General features: G+C 62.8%; 17 protein-coding genes and 1 tRNA gene. 6 read left to right on the top strand and 12 right to left on the bottom strand.

The genetic code is table 11. The annotated features are described in order from the left end of the window. Nucleotides 1-29: 29 nt before the first annotated feature. The 3 genes from D6201_RS11200 to secE all read right to left on the bottom strand — a co-directional run bounded on the left by D6201_RS11200 (nt 30) and on the right by secE (nt 3,497). Nucleotides 30-2,468, bottom strand: a complete 2,439-nt coding sequence (locus D6201_RS11200) for a DUF5060 domain-containing protein (RefSeq protein ID WP_165853545.1) — start codon at nt 2,466-2,468, stop codon at nt 30-32. 230 nt (nt 2,469-2,698) lie between these two features. Next, nucleotides 2,699-3,238, bottom strand: a complete 540-nt coding sequence (nusG, locus tag D6201_RS11195) for a transcription termination/antitermination protein NusG (RefSeq protein WP_120048855.1) — start codon at nt 3,236-3,238, stop codon at nt 2,699-2,701. 46 nt (nt 3,239-3,284) lie between these two features. After that, nucleotides 3,285-3,497 carry a preprotein translocase subunit SecE gene (gene secE, locus D6201_RS11190; RefSeq protein WP_120048854.1) on the bottom strand — a complete coding sequence of 71 codons (213 nt, stop codon included), beginning with the start codon at nt 3,495-3,497 and terminating at the stop codon, nt 3,285-3,287. A gap of 236 nt (nt 3,498-3,733) precedes the next feature. Here secE and D6201_RS11185 point away from each other — a divergent pair, with 236 nt between their 5' ends. Continuing rightward, nucleotides 3,734-5,275, top strand: coding sequence for an alanine/glycine:cation symporter family protein (locus tag D6201_RS11185; RefSeq protein ID WP_120048853.1), 1,542 nt, complete (start codon nt 3,734-3,736; stop codon nt 5,273-5,275). An 83-nt stretch (nt 5,276-5,358) separates the two neighbouring features. Here D6201_RS11185 and D6201_RS12980 read toward each other — a convergent pair whose 3' ends face one another. Both D6201_RS12980 and D6201_RS11180 read right to left on the bottom strand, forming a co-directional pair. Then, nucleotides 5,359-5,505: a hypothetical protein gene (locus D6201_RS12980; RefSeq protein WP_165853544.1), complete on the bottom strand. Its 147-nt coding sequence runs from the start codon at nt 5,503-5,505 to the stop codon at nt 5,359-5,361. A gap of 316 nt (nt 5,506-5,821) precedes the next feature. Continuing rightward, nucleotides 5,822-5,897, bottom strand: a tRNA-Trp gene (locus D6201_RS11180). Nucleotides 5,898-5,975: 78 nt separating this feature from the next. On the opposite strand from D6201_RS11180, the gene aat reads away from it, so the two are divergent. Next, nucleotides 5,976-6,677: a leucyl/phenylalanyl-tRNA--protein transferase gene (gene aat, locus D6201_RS11175; RefSeq protein ID WP_165853543.1), complete on the top strand. Its 702-nt coding sequence runs from the start codon at nt 5,976-5,978 to the stop codon at nt 6,675-6,677. On the opposite strand, the gene D6201_RS11170 is transcribed toward aat, so the two are convergent. The 4 genes from D6201_RS11170 to D6201_RS11155 form a co-directional block, all read right to left on the bottom strand. Further along, a complete protein-coding gene (locus tag D6201_RS11170) occupies nt 6,608-7,126 on the bottom strand; it encodes a DUF2155 domain-containing protein (RefSeq protein ID WP_242447526.1) in 519 nt (172 codons plus the stop codon). The two genes, aat and D6201_RS11170, sit on opposite strands and share 70 nt — an antisense overlap. Then, nucleotides 7,123-7,542 (bottom strand): NADH:ubiquinone oxidoreductase subunit NDUFA12, encoded by a 420-nt coding sequence (locus D6201_RS11165; protein ID WP_120048850.1) that lies wholly within the window; start codon nt 7,540-7,542, stop codon nt 7,123-7,125. The genes D6201_RS11170 and D6201_RS11165 overlap by 4 nt, the downstream gene beginning before the upstream one ends. Nucleotides 7,543-7,695: 153 nt before the next feature. Further along, entirely contained in the window at nt 7,696-8,190 is a 495-nt protein-coding gene (locus tag D6201_RS11160) for a DUF192 domain-containing protein (RefSeq protein WP_242447525.1), read from the bottom strand. Further along, nucleotides 8,187-8,762 carry a regulatory protein RecX gene (locus D6201_RS11155; protein ID WP_120048848.1) on the bottom strand — a complete coding sequence of 192 codons (576 nt, stop codon included), beginning with the start codon at nt 8,760-8,762 and terminating at the stop codon, nt 8,187-8,189. The genes D6201_RS11160 and D6201_RS11155 overlap by 4 nt, the downstream gene beginning before the upstream one ends. A 144-nt stretch (nt 8,763-8,906) precedes the next feature. Between D6201_RS11155 and D6201_RS11150 the strand changes: the two genes are divergently transcribed. Further along, nucleotides 8,907-10,658 carry a fatty acyl-AMP ligase gene (locus D6201_RS11150; protein ID WP_120048847.1) on the top strand — a complete coding sequence of 584 codons (1,752 nt, stop codon included), beginning with the start codon at nt 8,907-8,909 and terminating at the stop codon, nt 10,656-10,658. On the opposite strand, the gene D6201_RS11145 is transcribed toward D6201_RS11150, so the two are convergent. Further along, nucleotides 10,655-11,050 carry an MAPEG family protein gene (locus D6201_RS11145; protein WP_120048846.1) on the bottom strand — a complete coding sequence of 132 codons (396 nt, stop codon included), beginning with the start codon at nt 11,048-11,050 and terminating at the stop codon, nt 10,655-10,657. The two genes, D6201_RS11150 and D6201_RS11145, sit on opposite strands and share 4 nt — an antisense overlap. 134 nt (nt 11,051-11,184) lie before the next feature. On the opposite strand from D6201_RS11145, the gene D6201_RS11140 reads away from it, so the two are divergent. The 3 genes from D6201_RS11140 to D6201_RS11130 are packed head-to-tail and all read left to right on the top strand — an operon-like array spanning nt 11,185 to nt 13,519. Next, nucleotides 11,185-12,396 (top strand): toxic anion resistance protein, encoded by a 1,212-nt coding sequence (locus D6201_RS11140; RefSeq protein WP_120048845.1) that lies wholly within the window; start codon nt 11,185-11,187, stop codon nt 12,394-12,396. Continuing rightward, entirely contained in the window at nt 12,396-13,205 is an 810-nt protein-coding gene (locus D6201_RS11135; protein ID WP_120048844.1) for a hypothetical protein, read from the top strand. The genes D6201_RS11140 and D6201_RS11135 overlap by 1 nt, the downstream gene beginning before the upstream one ends. After that, nucleotides 13,202-13,519, top strand: a complete 318-nt coding sequence (locus D6201_RS11130; RefSeq protein WP_120048843.1) for a polyhydroxyalkanoic acid system family protein — start codon at nt 13,202-13,204, stop codon at nt 13,517-13,519. Before D6201_RS11135 ends, D6201_RS11130 begins: the two co-directional genes overlap by 4 nt. On the opposite strand, the gene D6201_RS11125 is transcribed toward D6201_RS11130, so the two are convergent. Both D6201_RS11125 and D6201_RS11120 read right to left on the bottom strand, forming a co-directional pair. Next, complete coding sequence (locus D6201_RS11125; protein ID WP_242447524.1) at nt 13,516-13,995, bottom strand: DUF2721 domain-containing protein; 480 nt, start codon at nt 13,993-13,995, stop codon at nt 13,516-13,518. The two genes, D6201_RS11130 and D6201_RS11125, sit on opposite strands and share 4 nt — an antisense overlap. After that, nucleotides 13,992-15,020 (bottom strand): mannose-1-phosphate guanylyltransferase, encoded by a 1,029-nt coding sequence (locus D6201_RS11120; protein WP_120048842.1) that lies wholly within the window; start codon nt 15,018-15,020, stop codon nt 13,992-13,994. The genes D6201_RS11125 and D6201_RS11120 overlap by 4 nt, the downstream gene beginning before the upstream one ends. Nucleotides 15,021-15,036 lie beyond the last annotated feature (16 nt).

Here is a 15,036-nt window from a genome sequence, read left to right as displayed (position 1 = left end):
TCGGATGCGACACTTCCGGTTGGGAAGCGCTAGCGTGACTGTGCCGCCTCCCACGCCCTTCTGATCTCTGCCGCGCGGCGGAACAACAGGTCGCGGCTGCGCAGATCCTCGGCCGTAAGATCGTTATGCGGGTGATGGGCGCCAAAATACCATTCGACACCGGACCCGCCCGCTTCGAGATGCGCCTGCATTGCCAATTGCAGAAGGCGGGCATGATCATCCGACGCTTCGTCGTCCGGGATTGCGCCATCCTGCCACGGCCCGATCTCGTCCATCGTGATCACCCACGGATTGCCCGCTTCCCGCGAAAGGTGCAGCCATTTGGCGGTTTCTGATGCGACCAGCTCAGGGTCGGAGACCTGGAAGGAAAGCCCGTCCAGACCCGGATAGCCAAGCAGCGGAGTGAGGATTTCGTCCTTGTCGGCAGCTTCGGAATGGGTGTGAAGCAGCAAGGGGCGGTTGTACGGATCGATGGCGCTCATCCGGTCGATCATCGCCATGCGCTGCTCGTCCGTCTGCCCTTCGGGCCTCCAATGGACGGGGCCATTTTCCTCACCGAGGTTCCAGATCAGCCCGTTATGGTGGGCGAAGCGCGCGACCATTTCGGCCATGTAGAGCCGCCGTTCGCGCTCGGTATTGCCGCCATCCATCAGCAACTCGTTCTCGGTTTCCTGCAAGACGACATGCAATGCGATGCCCCGCGCCTGCATATGATCGAACAGCCGGTTCCACTGCCCGAGCTTGGAGACGTCGAAGGTCTCGTAAGTGTCATGCGCAGTGTAGGGCCACACGTCCTTGCCATCGCCCTCCACATTCCACGTGAGGAAATATTGCGAATTCACGCCCACGCTGGCGAGGTAATTCATCAAGCCGACAAGAGCGCGCCCCTCGCCGGCGCCCCATTGCGGATCTCCGGGCTGCCAGTCGTTCAGATGCGGAGCGAAGGTGTGGAGTGCATCGCCGCTATCCGCCTCGCCATCGCGAGCATTTCCGCTGGTGCGATAGGTTCCGTCGAAGCCGTCGAAGCCGAGCAGGTTCTCGGGCGAATTCGCACCGCTCTTGATCCATTCGCGTTGATCAGGGAGGCGATAGCGGCCGTCTACGACGCGTAGCGGGCCGTAATCGGCAGAGGTCCAGCTGGAACCGTCCTGTCGGTTTTCCGCTACGGCCAGAACGCCGGTCTGGCTGCCACGCTGGGCGGGCCTTCCTATCGGCATATCCTCGCCAGCGGCAAAATCCGTGCTGATGGCAATATCATCACCGGCGGCAAAGCGGGCCGTCCAGCGCCAGTTGCCGGCAGCCGGCGGAGTAAAAATGGCGCGCCAGATATGGCCGCCATCCGCGCTGCTATCGGCAGCATCGCCATCGCCTGCGAAAAAGCCGCGCACTGTAATCGACGGATCACCGCTGTCGGACGTAAAACGCACCATCAGGCGATGATCGGTGAAGGTCGCAGGATCGCTTTCCTGCATGTATTCAGACGCCAGAAAGTCCAGCGTAACGGGCTGGAAAGCCGTGGCCTGCGTCGGCTTCAACAATCTGGGCATGCCCAACGCTTCAATACTGGTCAGCTCCGGGCCGCCACCACGATCGCCCGCTCCGGAAGCGACATAGGCGAGGCCATTGTGGATCGCCAGGCCGGTTCCGTGGCGACCATTGTTGAGCGCAGGCAAAGCGCTCCAGATGCGGGTGGCAGGGTCATACACCGCCACACGCGCATGTGCGGCCTGCTGGGCTCCGCTCTCACCGCCAGTAAAGATCAGCCTGCCATCCCAAACCGCCGCCATCATACCGGCGCTGGGTTCGGCCAAGCAAAAGGCCGGGTCTGTCGGCAGCCAGCGGTCATTGGCAATGTCGAACATATCGCCTTGCGGTTCTGTCGGCTCGAAGCCGCTATCCGGATCTTCACCCGTGCGCCGCCCGCCTGCGAGATAGAGGCGATTTCCGGTCGCCAGCAGCTGGAAGTGATCGCGCCGATGCGGCGCATCGGCATGGACGCGCCATTCACCGGTTTCCAGATCATAGCTGTCCAGCCATCCATTCGATCCGCTGACATGACCATCGGTGATGCCCCCGGCCCACCAAAGGCGTCCGCCATAGATGGCCACGCCGCCACCGCCGCGCAGGCGGTGTTGCGGCAGAGCGATCCCCTCTTCCCAGCGATCCTCGCCGGGAAGGTAGCGCCATACATGGGGCAGCGGCGTTTCGTTTGGCCAACCGCCCGTCATCGCGCCGACAATCCAGATTTCATCGCCGACAGAAACAGGCTGGAAGTGATGCATTTCCACCGGCACTGCTGCGCCCGCGCTCCAGCTGTCGGCCACCGGATCGAAGATATCGGTCGGTTTCACGCCGCGTCCGCCGATCAGATAGAGCTTGCCATCATGCTCCACAAAGCCTGCTTCATGCCGCGCTGTGGGTTGGCCAGCGCCATTGATCGTCGTCCACGAAGGGGGCGGAACCGGCAATGCAGGCAGCGATACGGGAAGCGCGGCGCAGGACGCCAGTACGATGCTCGCCAGCGCGGCGAGACATGACCTGACAACGATAGACTTTCGGATTGAGAGCAACATTTTCCCACCATGTGCCGATGATCGGAAAAGACAAGCCTCATTGCCGCAAATGCAAACAGCGCCCCGCCCGGAGGCGAAACGCTGTCGTGTTGCATTCCGGAGCCGGGCCACGCGGCCCGCGCGCTTTACTTGACGAGTTCGACCTGGTCGAAATCCAGTTCCACCGGCGTTGCGCGGCCGAAGATGGACACACTGACCTTGACCTTCGCCTTGTCGAAATCGAGTTCCTCGACCTCGCCGTTGAAACTGGCGAAGGGGCCTTCCAGCACCTTGACCTGATCTCCGATCTCGTAATCGACGCTGATGTCCTTCTTCGGAGCCGACTTGGCTTCCTCGACGCCGCCGAAATAGCGCGCCGCTTCCTTTTCGGAAATCGGCTGCGGCTTGTTTCCCGAGCCAAGAAAGCCGGTGACCTTCGGCGTGTTCTTGACGAGGTGATATACATCGTCCGTCATGTTCAGCTTGGCCAGCACGTAGCCGGGCATGAACTTTCGCTCGGTCTGCACCTTCTTGCCACGCTTGATCTCGGTCACGGTCTCGGTCGGCACTTCGACCTCCTCGACACCTTCGGCAAGGCCGAGACGGTCCGCCTCGGACAGGATGGCGTCGCGCACCTTGTTTTCGAAACCGGAATAGGCGTGGATGATGTACCAGCGGGCAGCCATTGCGTCTCTCGTTTTCCTATGAATTATCGTGTGTGCGCGGCGGGCGTCAGAGCAACGCCAGCAACTGGCGCACGACCCAGCCGAACAGCGAATCGACGGCCAGGAAGAACAGCGACAGGATGATCACCATGATGCCGACGAAAATGCCCGTGCGGGCGGTTTCGGGCCAGGTGGGCCAGACCACCTTGGACGTTTCCGAACGGACCTGGCGGACGAATTCGCCCGGGCTGGTCTTCTTGTTGGGTGCCTGTTCGGCCATTGCCTGATCGCCTGCTGTCAAAACTTGTATCGTGTCTTTCAGGTAGGAGGTCTCGCCGCCCCGGGCAATGTCCGGGAGGGGCTTTCGAGTGCTCCGATGTCGGAAAGACGGAGAGCCGTTTAGGCCGACCTCCGCCGCTTGGCAAGAGCGGGCAAACCGACATTTGGGCTATGCAGCACGGGCAAGCCTCGATAGCTATGCGTGCTTCACAAGGGATGTGAGGGGAAATTCAAAGAATGTCTGCCGCCAGCGAAAGCGGCTCGGTCTCGTTGATCGACCGGGTCACCAATGTATCGGATTTCATCTGGGGAGGCACCTGGAACGGGGAAGCTCTGTCCTGGCTTTCCATCGGCGGCCAGCCGATTCCGCCCATGACGCTGATCCTGCTGGGCATCGGCATGTGGATCATGATCGGCCTGCGCTTCTATCCCATCGTCAAGCTGGGCAGCGCGTTCAAGGGCCTGTTCTCCAGCCGCAAGGGTGAAGGCGCGGGCGAAATTTCGCCTTTCGCCGCGCTCTCGACAGCGCTTTCTGGGCAGGTCGGCACGGGCAACCTTGCCGGCGTCGCCACTGCCATCGCGCTGGGTGGCCCCGGCGCCATCTTCTGGATGTGGATCACCGCGCTGGTCGGCATGGCGCTTGCCTTTGCCGAAGGTTCGCTCGCCATTCGATACCGCGAGAAAACGTCGGACGGCATCTATCGCGGCGGCCCGATGACCTACATCATGATGGGCCTCGGCAAGAAATGGACATGGCTCGCCATCGTCTTCTGCCTCGGCACGCTGTTCTCCGCGCTCGTCACCGGCAATTCCATCCAGGCCAATGCGATTGCGGACGGCATGAACGAGCTGTTCGGCATCGAGGAATGGATCGGCGGCCTCGTCACCGCCATCCTCGTCTTCATCGTCATCATCGGCGGGATCAAGTCGATCGGCAGCGTGGCGGAAAAGATCATTCCCTTCATGGCGGCAGCTTACATCGTTATGGCCGTGCTCGCGCTGATCCTGAACTTCGGCGACCTTCCGGCGACTTTCGCGCTGATTTTCAACGGGGCGATCAATCCACAGGCGGCCACAGGCGGTTTTGCCGGGGCGGCGATCATGCTGGCAATCCGTGCCGGTGTCGCGCGCGGTCTGTTTTCGAACGAAGCGGGCCAGGGTTCGACGCCTATCGCCCACGCCGTTGCGCAGACGAATGATCCGCAGCAGCAGGGCCGCATGGCGATGCTGGGTACCTTCATCGACACGATCGTGATCTGCACCATGACAGCGCTCGTCATGCTGACGGTGCAGGGTGATTTTACCGCAGGCGGTGAAAGCGTGGCGCATGCGTGGAATTCCGATCTGGAAGGCTTCGCAATGACGAGCGGCGCCTTTGCCGCAGCCTTCCCGTTCGAGATCGTCGGCGTTCCCATCGGCACGCTGATTGCCAGTATCGCGCTCATCCTCTTTGTGTTCACCACGCTGCTGACGTGGAGCTATTACGGCGAACGGGCGATCACCTTCATTTACGACCGTGTGCCGGGCTCGACCCGCGGCGGCGAGAAGGTGCTGCACATGATCTGGCGCGTGCTGTGGTGCGTGGTGATCTATCTCGGCTCCACGCTGGACCTGACGCTGGTCTGGCGCATGGGCGATATCTCCAACGCCGCAATGGCGCTGCCGAACCTGCTCGCTCTCGCGCTGCTGTCTGGCGTGGTGTTCAAGCTGGCGAAGGGCCAGAAGGATGCCGGGCCGACGCATACCGCCGACACGCCGGAGGAACCGGAGGAGTACTGACGCTCCTCCAGCTCCGAAGGCGCACAGAAAAAAGGGCCGCCGCTCATCCCGAGCGGCGGCCCTTTTTTCTGCCATATCAGGCGTCAGCGCCGGCCGAACAGTTTCGCCAGAAAGCCCGGCTCTTCCATCGGAAGAATCTTGCCATGCGACATCGAACGAATGCTCGGGTCGTTATGAAAACGCGGGCTGCTCCAGCTGTCGGGGCGGCTGTTGCGGAAAATTCTCGACACGTCGCACTCCTTCAAGTTTCGCGGTCCGTCCGCATCCTACAATTCGCGTGCCGCCAAGCGGTTCCCTCCGCGCGACGAGATGAGCCGAACCGGGACAGCGCTGGCAAGGAGCAGCGCGATACGCACAGGTGCGGATGTGTAAGGGCGTCGTTGTCGCCCTTCGAGCCGCCCCGCAGCGGAGCTCCGAGCGCAGCGGAGCTCCGAGCGCAGCGGAGCTCCGAGCGCAGCGAGGCGAGAGCAAATGCCCGACCGCAGCGGCGCAGCTTGCTGCGCGTCTGGCGAGGACGATCCGACGGAGGTCGGATCGCAAACAAAATGGCAGGGGTGACAGGATTCGAACCCGTGGCCCTCGGTTTTGGAGACCGATGCTCTACCAACTGAGCTACACCCCTGCAACGATGGGCGCCTCTATATCGGCGGCGGTGCATTGGCAAGCGACCAGATGCGCGCGTCGTGATAGGATACAAACAATGCACGCGCCGTCGCCAAACGTGATTCCGCCCGAAGTGCTTCTCCTCGCCTATCGCAGCGGGGTCTTCCCCATGGCCGATTCGCGGGAGGATCCGGAAGTCTTCTGGGTCGAGCCGCGCAACCGTGCGATACTGCCGCTGGAAGGTTTCCACCTTTCGAAATCGCTGGCGAAGGTGCTGAAGAGCGAGCGGTATGAGGTGCGGATCGACGGCGATTTCGGAGCGGTGATGCAGGCCTGCGCCGAGCCGCGGCGCGATCATCCCGAAACGTGGATCAGCCACACCATCGAAGCCAGCTATCGCAATCTCCATCGCCAAGGCCATGCCCATTCGGTCGAATGCTGGCAGGATGGCGCGCTTGTGGGTGGCCTTTACGGCGTCGCGTTCGAGCGGGTGTTTTGCGGGGAGAGCATGTTCGCACGGGCGGATAATGCCAGCAAGGTGGCGCTTGCCTGGCTGGTGGCGCTGATGCGGCGTGCGGATTTCCGGCTGCTCGATTGCCAATTCATGACCGAACATCTCGCCTCGCTCGGCGCCGTCGAAATCACGCGGGATCGCTATCAGGATTTGCTCGCCGACGCCTGCGATGCGCAGCCGCGCTGCTCCCTGCCGGACGCCCTGGCGGAGTTTCGTCAGGAGTCGGCCACGGCCTCTTCCTCGCCCGGGAAGCTCATCGCGCAATCCTTGAGCCAGACATCGTAAATCGGATGCTCGACGACGTTGAGGCTGGGCGATTCCTTGAACAGCCAGCCTGAGAACACGCGGTTCCACAGTCGATCGTCCTGGCCCTCCGGCCGCTCGTTCACGAAGACCTGCACGAAGCCGCCCGTCTGCTGTATCTCCTCCCACGGCGCGGTGCGCTCGCAGGCATAGAGGCGGACGATCACATCGTCGAAACGCTGCGATTCGCCCGGCCGGATTTCGATGTCGCGGCTCAGATTGTTGCGCTTGTTGATAAGGCCGAGCGTTGCCACGCGCTCTCCCATCGGCGTGCCGATACCGTCCACGGCGATGGCGGGCGCATCGGCCTCGTCGGTCTGCAGTTCCTCTGGAATTTCGGTCTGCTGCGCTTCGGGTTCGGGCGCGTCGTTATTGCAGGCGGCAAGCACCAGCGGAACGGCGATAAGCCCGGCGGTGCGGCGCAGTCTCACCCCTCGGGCGTCCATGCTTCGTAATCGCCGCGCGCCTGCGCCCGCTTGCCGCCACGCTCCAGTGCACCTGCGGGCAGGTATCGCTTGTCGGTGCCGGTCGCATTGGGCGTGAAGTCGGCTTCCCAGATCTTGGGCGGCGGCAGGAAGCTTTCCGGCGTATCGTCAAATGCGCCATGCAGCCAACCATGCCATTCGGCAGGAACGCGGCTGGAATCGTTCGGGCCATCGTAGATCACCCAGCGCCGTTCCTTGCCGGTGTAAGACCCGTCGGTTGCGAGGTCGCGCTTGTTCCGCGAACGATAGTACTTGTTGCCCTGCGCATCGGTGCCGACATGCTCGCCGCGCCGCCAGGTGAAGAGCGACGTGCCGATCGTGGCGCCTTCCCACCAGGTGAAGATCTTCTTGAGCAAATTCATGGCCGCGCCATTAGCCGCATATTCCCGTCACTCCAATAGGCATTGCCAGATCGCCGCCGCAACGCGGACGGGGCAAGCGCGAATGCGCGCCGGCCGGTCAGGCCGCCGCCTCGAAGGCGATCGCGCAGCGATCTGCAGCGAGAGAAAATGAAGTCACCATTCCACGCGGTCGCCAGCCTCGATACCAAGCTCTTCGGCGCGACCCCCGATGATCTCCAGCACGGCGACTGCCGGCGCGGCTGAGCGCACGCTCGTCTCGTTATAGGGGACGCCGTCCTCGATATTGATGATCGTTCCGTCTTCGGCGATGAAGATGATGTCGAGCGGCAGAACCGTGTTGCGCATCCAGAAGCCGAGCATTTCAGCCACATTGTATGGGAAGATCATCGCCTCGTCCGGGGCCATCTCGGTGCGGAACATCATGCCGCGGGCCTTTTCTTCCGTGGTCGCAGCCACTTCGGTGGTGAAGACATGCGTGCCATCGTCCGTGGTGACGGTGACGGGAATGATTTCAAGCCCGGCGGGCGAGACATTGTCCTGCTGAGCGGCGGCTTGCGTGGGCTCCGGCACCTGCTCGGCAGCCTGCGGGGAGCAGGCCATCAGTGCGGCCGAAGCGGCCATTAGCGACAGTTTGCCAATGCTAGTCATTCTTCCCATTCCTCCGCTTCGGCGAGCCATTCTTCGGCCCGCTCCTCGCTTTCCGCTTCAAGCACGGCGCGTGCGTGATCGAAGCTGTGGCCCGCACGCAGCAGCGCCGCAATCTGTTTTTCCCGTTTTTCCCTATCGGCAGGCTGAACGGCGAAAGGGCCGAAGCGCCGTTTGCGCGCCATGTGAAGGGCCGCACGCCTCCGCGCCGCCTCGCCCGGCTGCACGCTTTCGCGCACGCCTTCCACAATCCCCGCTTCGCCGAGCGCCTGGCGCACACGGTTCGCGCCATAGCCGCGCCGCAGCAGATCTGACGAGCGCATGCGGGCATAGGCCTCGTCATCGACATAGCCCTTGTCCACGAAACGAGAGATCAGGGCGGGGACATCCGCCCCGTCCGGCTCGTCCTCGCTCCACCCGCGCTCGCGCAATTTGCGCTGCAGATACCGCTCCAGCTTTCCCGCGCTGGTCGCAAAACGCGCCACATAGGCAAGCGCCAACTCCTCCAGAACCGCGCGTGTCAGCGGCTTTGGCGGCGTGCGGACCCGTTTGCGCGCTTGTCGATTGCCTTGCATTGGCCTTATTCGTGCCACACTTCCCCTCAAATGGGAAAGCGTTACGGCGGGGTCGGTGTATCCGACACCGCTTTTTTACAAGGCGACACAGCGCCGAAAGAGCGCACAATGCGCCATACATCTATGAGGGTTCACAGCTTCCGCATGACCGAACTCACCCCCCAGATCACGCCCGCGCTCACGCCAACGCCCAACGATTGCCCGCTGCCGCGCCGTCGATCCGATTTCGCGACGTTCAACGAGGCGATCGATTACGCCGCGAAAAGCGAAAAGGGCATGAATTTTCACGATGCACGCGGCACGCTGGAGCGGGTCTATACCTTCAGCGAAATGCGCGAGAACGCGCTGGAGCATGCCCGGCGCCTGATCGGCATGGGTATCGAAAAGGGCGATCGCGTGGCGCTGATCGCGGAAACCAGCCCCGAGTTCACAGCCATGTTCTGCGCCTGCGTCTATGCCGGGGCCTGGCCGGTTCCGCTGCCGCTGCCGACCACCTTCGGCGGCAAGGACAGCTATATCGAACAGCTCGGCGTGCAGCTTTCGAGCAGCGATCCGAAGCTGCTGCTCTACCCCGCCGAAATCGACGAGCTGGCGAAGGCCGCCGCCGACAGGCAGGGCTGCACCGGGCAGAACTGGGACGAATTCGCAGGCCATGACGCGCCCGACACGCAGCTGCCCGATGCCGATCCCGACGATATCTGCTACCTGCAATATTCTTCCGGCTCCACGCGCTTTCCTACCGGCGTCGCCGTTACTCACCGTGCGTTGCTGCACAATCTCTACGGCCACGCGACCACCATGCATATCGGCGAAGGCGATCGCGGGGTGACCTGGTTGCCTCTCTACCACGACATGGGCCTCGTCGGCTGTTTCCTGTCCATGATCGGCAACCAGGTCAGCGTCGATTATTTGAAGACCGAGCATTTTGCCCGCCGCCCGCTTGCCTGGCTTGACATGATCAGTCGCAATCCGGGCAATTCGATGAGCTATTCGCCAACCTTCGGCTACGACATCTGCGCGCGGCGGATTTCCAGCCAGAGCCATGTGGCAGACCGGTTCGACCTGTCGCGCTGGCGGCTGGCGGGCAATGGAGCGGACATGATCCGGCCCGACGTGATGCAGCAATTCGTCAACGCCTTTGCCGATGCGGGTTTCAAGGCGGGCGCGTTCACGCCAAGCTACGGCCTTGCCGAAGCGACGCTGGCCGTCACCGTCATGCCGCCGGGCGAAGGCATCAAGGTGGAGTTGGTGGAGGAAGAGCGGCTTTCCGGTAGCCCGCGCGATCTCTCCCGCCCCGCCCGTTACCGCGCGATCGTCAATTGCGGAAAGCCGCTGCCCGACATGGATGTCGAGATCCGCGGTGAAAATGACGAGGTAAAGAGCGATCACCAGATCGGCAAGGTCTGGTGCCGCGGCCCCAGCGTCATGCACTCCTACTTCCGCGACGAAACCGCGACGCAGGATTGCCTGGTCAGCGGATGGCTCGACACAGGCGACATGGGCTATATGGCCAACGGCTATCTGTTCATCGTCGGCCGCGCGAAAGACATGATTATCATCAACGGCAAGAACCATTGGCCGCAGGATATCGAATGGGCCGTGGAGCAGCTGCCCGGCTTCAACCACGGCGACATCGCCGCCTTCGCAGTGGAAACCGAGAATGGCGAGGAAGCGCCTGCCGTGCTCGTCCATTGCCGCGTTTCCGACCCGGACGAGCGCGTGAAGCTGCGTGATCAGATCGCCGACAAAGTCCGCTCCGTCACGGGCATGAGCTGTGTCGTCGAACTCGTCCCCCCGCGGACGCTGCCACGCACGAGTTCGGGCAAGCTCAGCCGCGCCAAGGCAAAGAAGCTGTACCTTTCGGGCGAGATCGAGCCGCTGAAGCTGGCGGCTTAGCCCAGCAGCAGCATACCGAGCGGATAGAGCAGCGCCAGCAGCGCCACGCTCCAGACAACGGTGCGCCAGATGGCGACGCCGCTCCAATATAGCGGCAGATAGACGGCCCGCGCGCCGAGCCACACCCACGCGGCGATAGCGGTAAGGTCGGTGGCTTTGCCCGCCACAACCACACCGCCCAGCGCTATGATCGCAAGCGGCAGCGTCTCGAGAAAATTGCCGCGAGCGCGGTCCAGCCGCGCAGCAAGATCGTTCAGCGGCGGCGTGTCCTCGTCCCGCGCGCCGGTGTTCCAATCCACGCCATATTGCTTCGTCTTGAAATGCGTCGCGGTGAAGATGTGGACGAGCAGCAGCACGCCCGCCAGCGCCAATACCGTTAGTTCCTGTGCCATCGCGCCCTGCTCCCTCGGACAATCGCCATTTGCATTGGCGCGCGATATCGCGGAAACTCGCTTTGCACAAAGCTTGAAAATGTGTCTTGCATGCCTAATACAGTGGGCAGGAAGAGGAAGGGAATTCGCGCGCGATGGCAACCACGAACCAGACGACGACCAAGACCGAAAACGATCTGGAGCTGACGCCGCCCGATCCCGTGCCCGTCGTCGCGCCGGAAAAGGCTGCGGGTCTCGTGCCCGTCAGCGAAGAGAAGAAGAGCGCGCTGCAAGAGAAGGTGGACGGTTTCGTCAACGAACTCGTTGCGCTCGATGCCAATTCCCCCGACTTCGGCAAGAAGGTCGATCAGATCACCAATATGGGCCGCAAGGAAATCATGGCGGCCAGCCAGATGTCCAACCGCTTCCTCGATCGGCCCGTGCGCGCAATGGATGCGGACAGCAATGTCGGCACCGATCTGGCGGAATTGCGCCGGACGGTCGAAGATCTAGATCCCGGCCGCAAGGGCAAGCTTTCCGGTCGCAAGCTGTTCGGCATCATCCCCTTCGGCAATCGCCTGAAGAATTACTTCGACAGCTACACCTCCGCCCAGGGGCATATCCAGTCGATCCTCGCCCGCCTGTCGAGCGGCAAGGACGAGCTGATCATGGACAACGCCGCCATCGACGTGGAGCGGCAAAAGCTGTGGGAAGCGATGGGCAAGCTCGAACAGATGATCCACATCGCCAAGACGCTGGACGGCGAGCTGGAGGAAAAGGCCGCCGAACTCGACGCGTCCGATCCGGAAAAGGCCAAGGCCATTCGCGAGACGGCGCTGTTCTATGTCCGCCAGCGCACGCAGGATCTTCTCACGCAGATGGCGGTCTCCGTGCAGGGCTATCTCGCACTGGATCTGGTCAAGAAGAACAATGTCGAGCTGGTGAAGGGCGTCGACCGCGCCAGCACCACCACGGTCGGTGCGCTACGCACGGCCGTAACGGTGGCGCAGGCGATGACGAACCAGAAGCTGGTGCTCGGCCAGATCACCGCGCTCAACCAGACGACGGCCGGCATCATCGATTCCACCGGCGAGATGCTGCGTGACAACACCGCGAAGATCCACGAACAGGCGGCCAGCAGCACCATCCCGATGGAAACGCTGCAGCGCGCCTTCCAGAACATCTACGACACGATGGACGAGGTCGACAGCTTCAAGCTGCGCGCGCTCGACAGCATGAAGCAGACCGTGGACGTGCTCTCGACCGAAGTCGAGAAGTCGAAAGGCTATATCGCCCGCGCCGAAGGCCAGGCCCAAGCCGCGCAGCAGGTGAACGATAGCGGGCTGCTGAGCCTCGAGAGCAGCTGATGGCCGAAGACCTCACCCGCCAGTCCGACCGCATCCTGTCAGACAGCCGCGCCGTGCTGCGCGACAATCAGGCGGGCGGACGGCATCGGCTAGAGGGGCGCAGCATCGGGCGCGGCTCGAAACGGCTGAAAACTAAGAACCTGCTGAAGCGCGCCGGGCTTTTCGGCGCGGCCGTGCTGGCGATCTTCATGGCGGCGAGCGTCGCTGGCATCATCCTCAACGGCATCGGTTTTGCAGGCGTGATGATGGCGGCCTTCGCCATCGTGGTCGCTGCCTTCATCTTCGCAAACTATCCCAAGGTGAAGATCCCGAAGCGGGCCGACCTCACGCGCACGCAGGATGCGCGGCAATTGGTCGCGCGCACCGAATTGTGGCTGGAGCACCAGCGCCCCGCCCTTCCCGCCGCCGCCGCGAAAATCGTCGAGGAGATGGGCGTTCAGCTCGATGCGCTGGGCAAGCAGCTAGAACATATCGACCCCGCTCACCCTGCCGCGGCCGAAGTGCGCAAGCTGGTGGGCGAGCATCTGCCCGAAACCATCGAGGGCTATCGCCGCATTCCGGATCATCTGCGCCGCGAGGAGCGGGTTGGTACGACCCCGGATCGGCAGCTGGTCGACAGCCTTGGCAAAATCAGCAAGGAAATAGACAGCGTCACCCGCCAACTGGCCGAAGGGTCGCTGGACGATCTCGCCATTCGCAGCCGTTATCTCGAATACCGCTACGGCGATGCCGAGGCGGTTTCGGCGGACGATCAGGGCTCCGGCGTGCCGCTGCCCGACTTCGAGGCCAAGAAGGCGCGAAAGACATGAACGTCGCCATTCCCCACGATCTGGGCCGTGACGAAGTGCGCCGTCGCCTGCGCGAAAACAGTCACGAGATCGCGGACTACATTCCCGGCGGCTTGGCTGAGATCGAGACCGACTGGCCGAGCGAGGACCGCATGGGAATGTCGATCAACGCCATGGGCCAGATGATCCGCGGCCATGTCGATATCGAGGACACCCAGCTGGTGTTTCAGATCATGCTGCCACCCGCGCTCGGCTTCATCAAACCGATGGTCGAAGGGGCGATCAGGCAGAGCGGGCAGCACTTGATCGCGCCGCCAAAGGACCGGGACGACTAAAGCTCCAGGTCGCGGTCGCTTTCGAGATACATGTCGTCGATCCGCAGCACCTCGGTCGCCAGCCGCGTCTCTTTCAGAAACAGCAGAAGCGCCCACATCAGCAGGCAGATGGCGATGATGAAGGCACCGGCGGCGAAGACGTTGATGCCAAGATTGGCGAACTCCTCGACGAACAGAATGATCACCGTGATACCGATGGATATGCTGGCCATTACCATTAGCCGCAGCGCGTGGCCGATCAGCGCGATCCGTTCGTCGAGCGAGCGGATTTCGCGCACGATCTTGTCATGCGCCTGCCCTTCGGTCGCCTCGTACTGATCCTGCAATTGGCGGCTGCGATCGACCACGCGGCCCAGGCGTTGTGTCAGCGAGCCGATAATGCTGCCGATAGCGACAAGCACGAACACGGGCGCAAGCGCCAGCTGAATGGTCTGCGCGATCATCGTGCCGTCGGGATTGGTGAGAATTTCGTTCACTGGTTGCTCGCTCCATCCAGTTTCCCGACCTTTTGAGCGCCCGCCATGCTGGTCACGAGCACCTCATCGCCGTCCACCACGATGGCGACATTCTCCAGCCCGATGGCGGAAATGCGCGGCCCGTCTGTATCGGCAAGCACGCCTCGGCAATCGACCAGTTCGACCGATCCGCGCGCGCGGTTTCCGTCGGCGTCGCCATCCCTTGTATCGCGCAATGCGGGCCAGCCGCCAATGTCGGACCAGCCCATGGAGACAGGCACCATTGCGGCACGCTGCGTCTCTTCCATCACGGCGTAATCGACGGATTCGCCTTCGATTTCGGCAAAGGGCGCCGGTGCGGGATGAAGCCGAGCGCCATCCTCTCTGGCTTCGACGACAGAGCGGCGCACCGCCTCGGCAAGCGCCGGGCGATGCAGTTGCAAATCGTCCATGAAAGCGCCAGCGCGGAAGGCGAAAATGCCGCCATTCCAGCTATAACCGCCATGGGCGAGGAATTCGTTCGCGCGCTCCAGATCGGGCTTTTCGACGAACCGTTCGACAGCAAAGCCTTCACCCAAACGATCGCCGCGCAGGATGTAGCCATATCCCGTTTCCGGGTGCGTCGGCGTGATCCCGAAAGCGACCATGCGATCATCCCGCGCCAAGGATGCGGCGGCCTGCGTGGCGGCACGAAAGGCGGCGACATCGGCGATATGGTGGTCGCTCGGGCAGACCAGCATCACGGCATCCTCCGGCAGCACCAGCGCTGCAAGCGCGATGGCCGCGGCGGTGTTCTTCGCTTCCGGCTCCACCACCACGCGCGCATCGCGTTCGCCGAGCTGCGCCTCGACATGCGGCAGATGCGCCGTGCCGGTGACGATGGCGGGAGCGGCAAAACCCTCGCCTTCGCATCGTGCAAGGGTCTGTTCGAACAGGGTGGTCTCACCCACCAGAGGTAGGAACGGTTTCGGCTTGGACTTGCGGCTGCGTGGCCACAGACGCGTGCCGCTGCCCCCACACATGATCACCGGATGGATATCGTTCATGGCAACGCCCTGTTGA

The sequence above is a fragment of the Aurantiacibacter aquimixticola genome, from assembly GCF_003605475.1.
In the GTDB taxonomy this organism is placed as follows: domain Bacteria; phylum Pseudomonadota; class Alphaproteobacteria; order Sphingomonadales; family Sphingomonadaceae; genus Alteraurantiacibacter; species Alteraurantiacibacter aquimixticola_B.
This window is presented reverse-complemented; position numbering and strand designations above follow the sequence as displayed.

Excerpts from the sequence above, each read along its gene's own strand:
- D6201_RS11120 (WP_120048842.1), bottom strand. The coding sequence starts at position 15,020 with ATGAACGATATCCATCCGGTGATCATGTGTGGGGGCAGCGGCACGCGT.
- D6201_RS11145 (WP_120048846.1), bottom strand. The coding sequence starts at position 11,050 with ATGGCACAGGAACTAACGGTATTGGCGCTGGCGGGCGTGCTGCTGCTC.
- D6201_RS11150 (WP_120048847.1), top strand. The coding sequence starts at position 8,907 with ATGACCGAACTCACCCCCCAGATCACGCCCGCGCTCACGCCAACGCCC.
- D6201_RS11160 (WP_242447525.1), bottom strand. The coding sequence starts at position 8,190 with ATGACTAGCATTGGCAAACTGTCGCTAATGGCCGCTTCGGCCGCACTG.
- aat (WP_165853543.1), top strand. The coding sequence starts at position 5,976 with ATGCACGCGCCGTCGCCAAACGTGATTCCGCCCGAAGTGCTTCTCCTC.
- D6201_RS11155 (WP_120048848.1), bottom strand. The coding sequence starts at position 8,762 with ATGCAAGGCAATCGACAAGCGCGCAAACGGGTCCGCACGCCGCCAAAG.
- secE (WP_120048854.1), bottom strand. The coding sequence starts at position 3,497 with ATGGCCGAACAGGCACCCAACAAGAAGACCAGCCCGGGCGAATTCGTC.
- nusG (WP_120048855.1), bottom strand. The coding sequence starts at position 3,238 with ATGGCTGCCCGCTGGTACATCATCCACGCCTATTCCGGTTTCGAAAAC.
- D6201_RS11165 (WP_120048850.1), bottom strand. The coding sequence starts at position 7,542 with ATGAATTTGCTCAAGAAGATCTTCACCTGGTGGGAAGGCGCCACGATC.
- D6201_RS11135 (WP_120048844.1), top strand. The coding sequence starts at position 12,396 with ATGGCCGAAGACCTCACCCGCCAGTCCGACCGCATCCTGTCAGACAGC.
- D6201_RS11140 (WP_120048845.1), top strand. The coding sequence starts at position 11,185 with ATGGCAACCACGAACCAGACGACGACCAAGACCGAAAACGATCTGGAG.
- D6201_RS11130 (WP_120048843.1), top strand. The coding sequence starts at position 13,202 with ATGAACGTCGCCATTCCCCACGATCTGGGCCGTGACGAAGTGCGCCGT.
- D6201_RS11185 (WP_120048853.1), top strand. The coding sequence starts at position 3,734 with ATGTCTGCCGCCAGCGAAAGCGGCTCGGTCTCGTTGATCGACCGGGTC.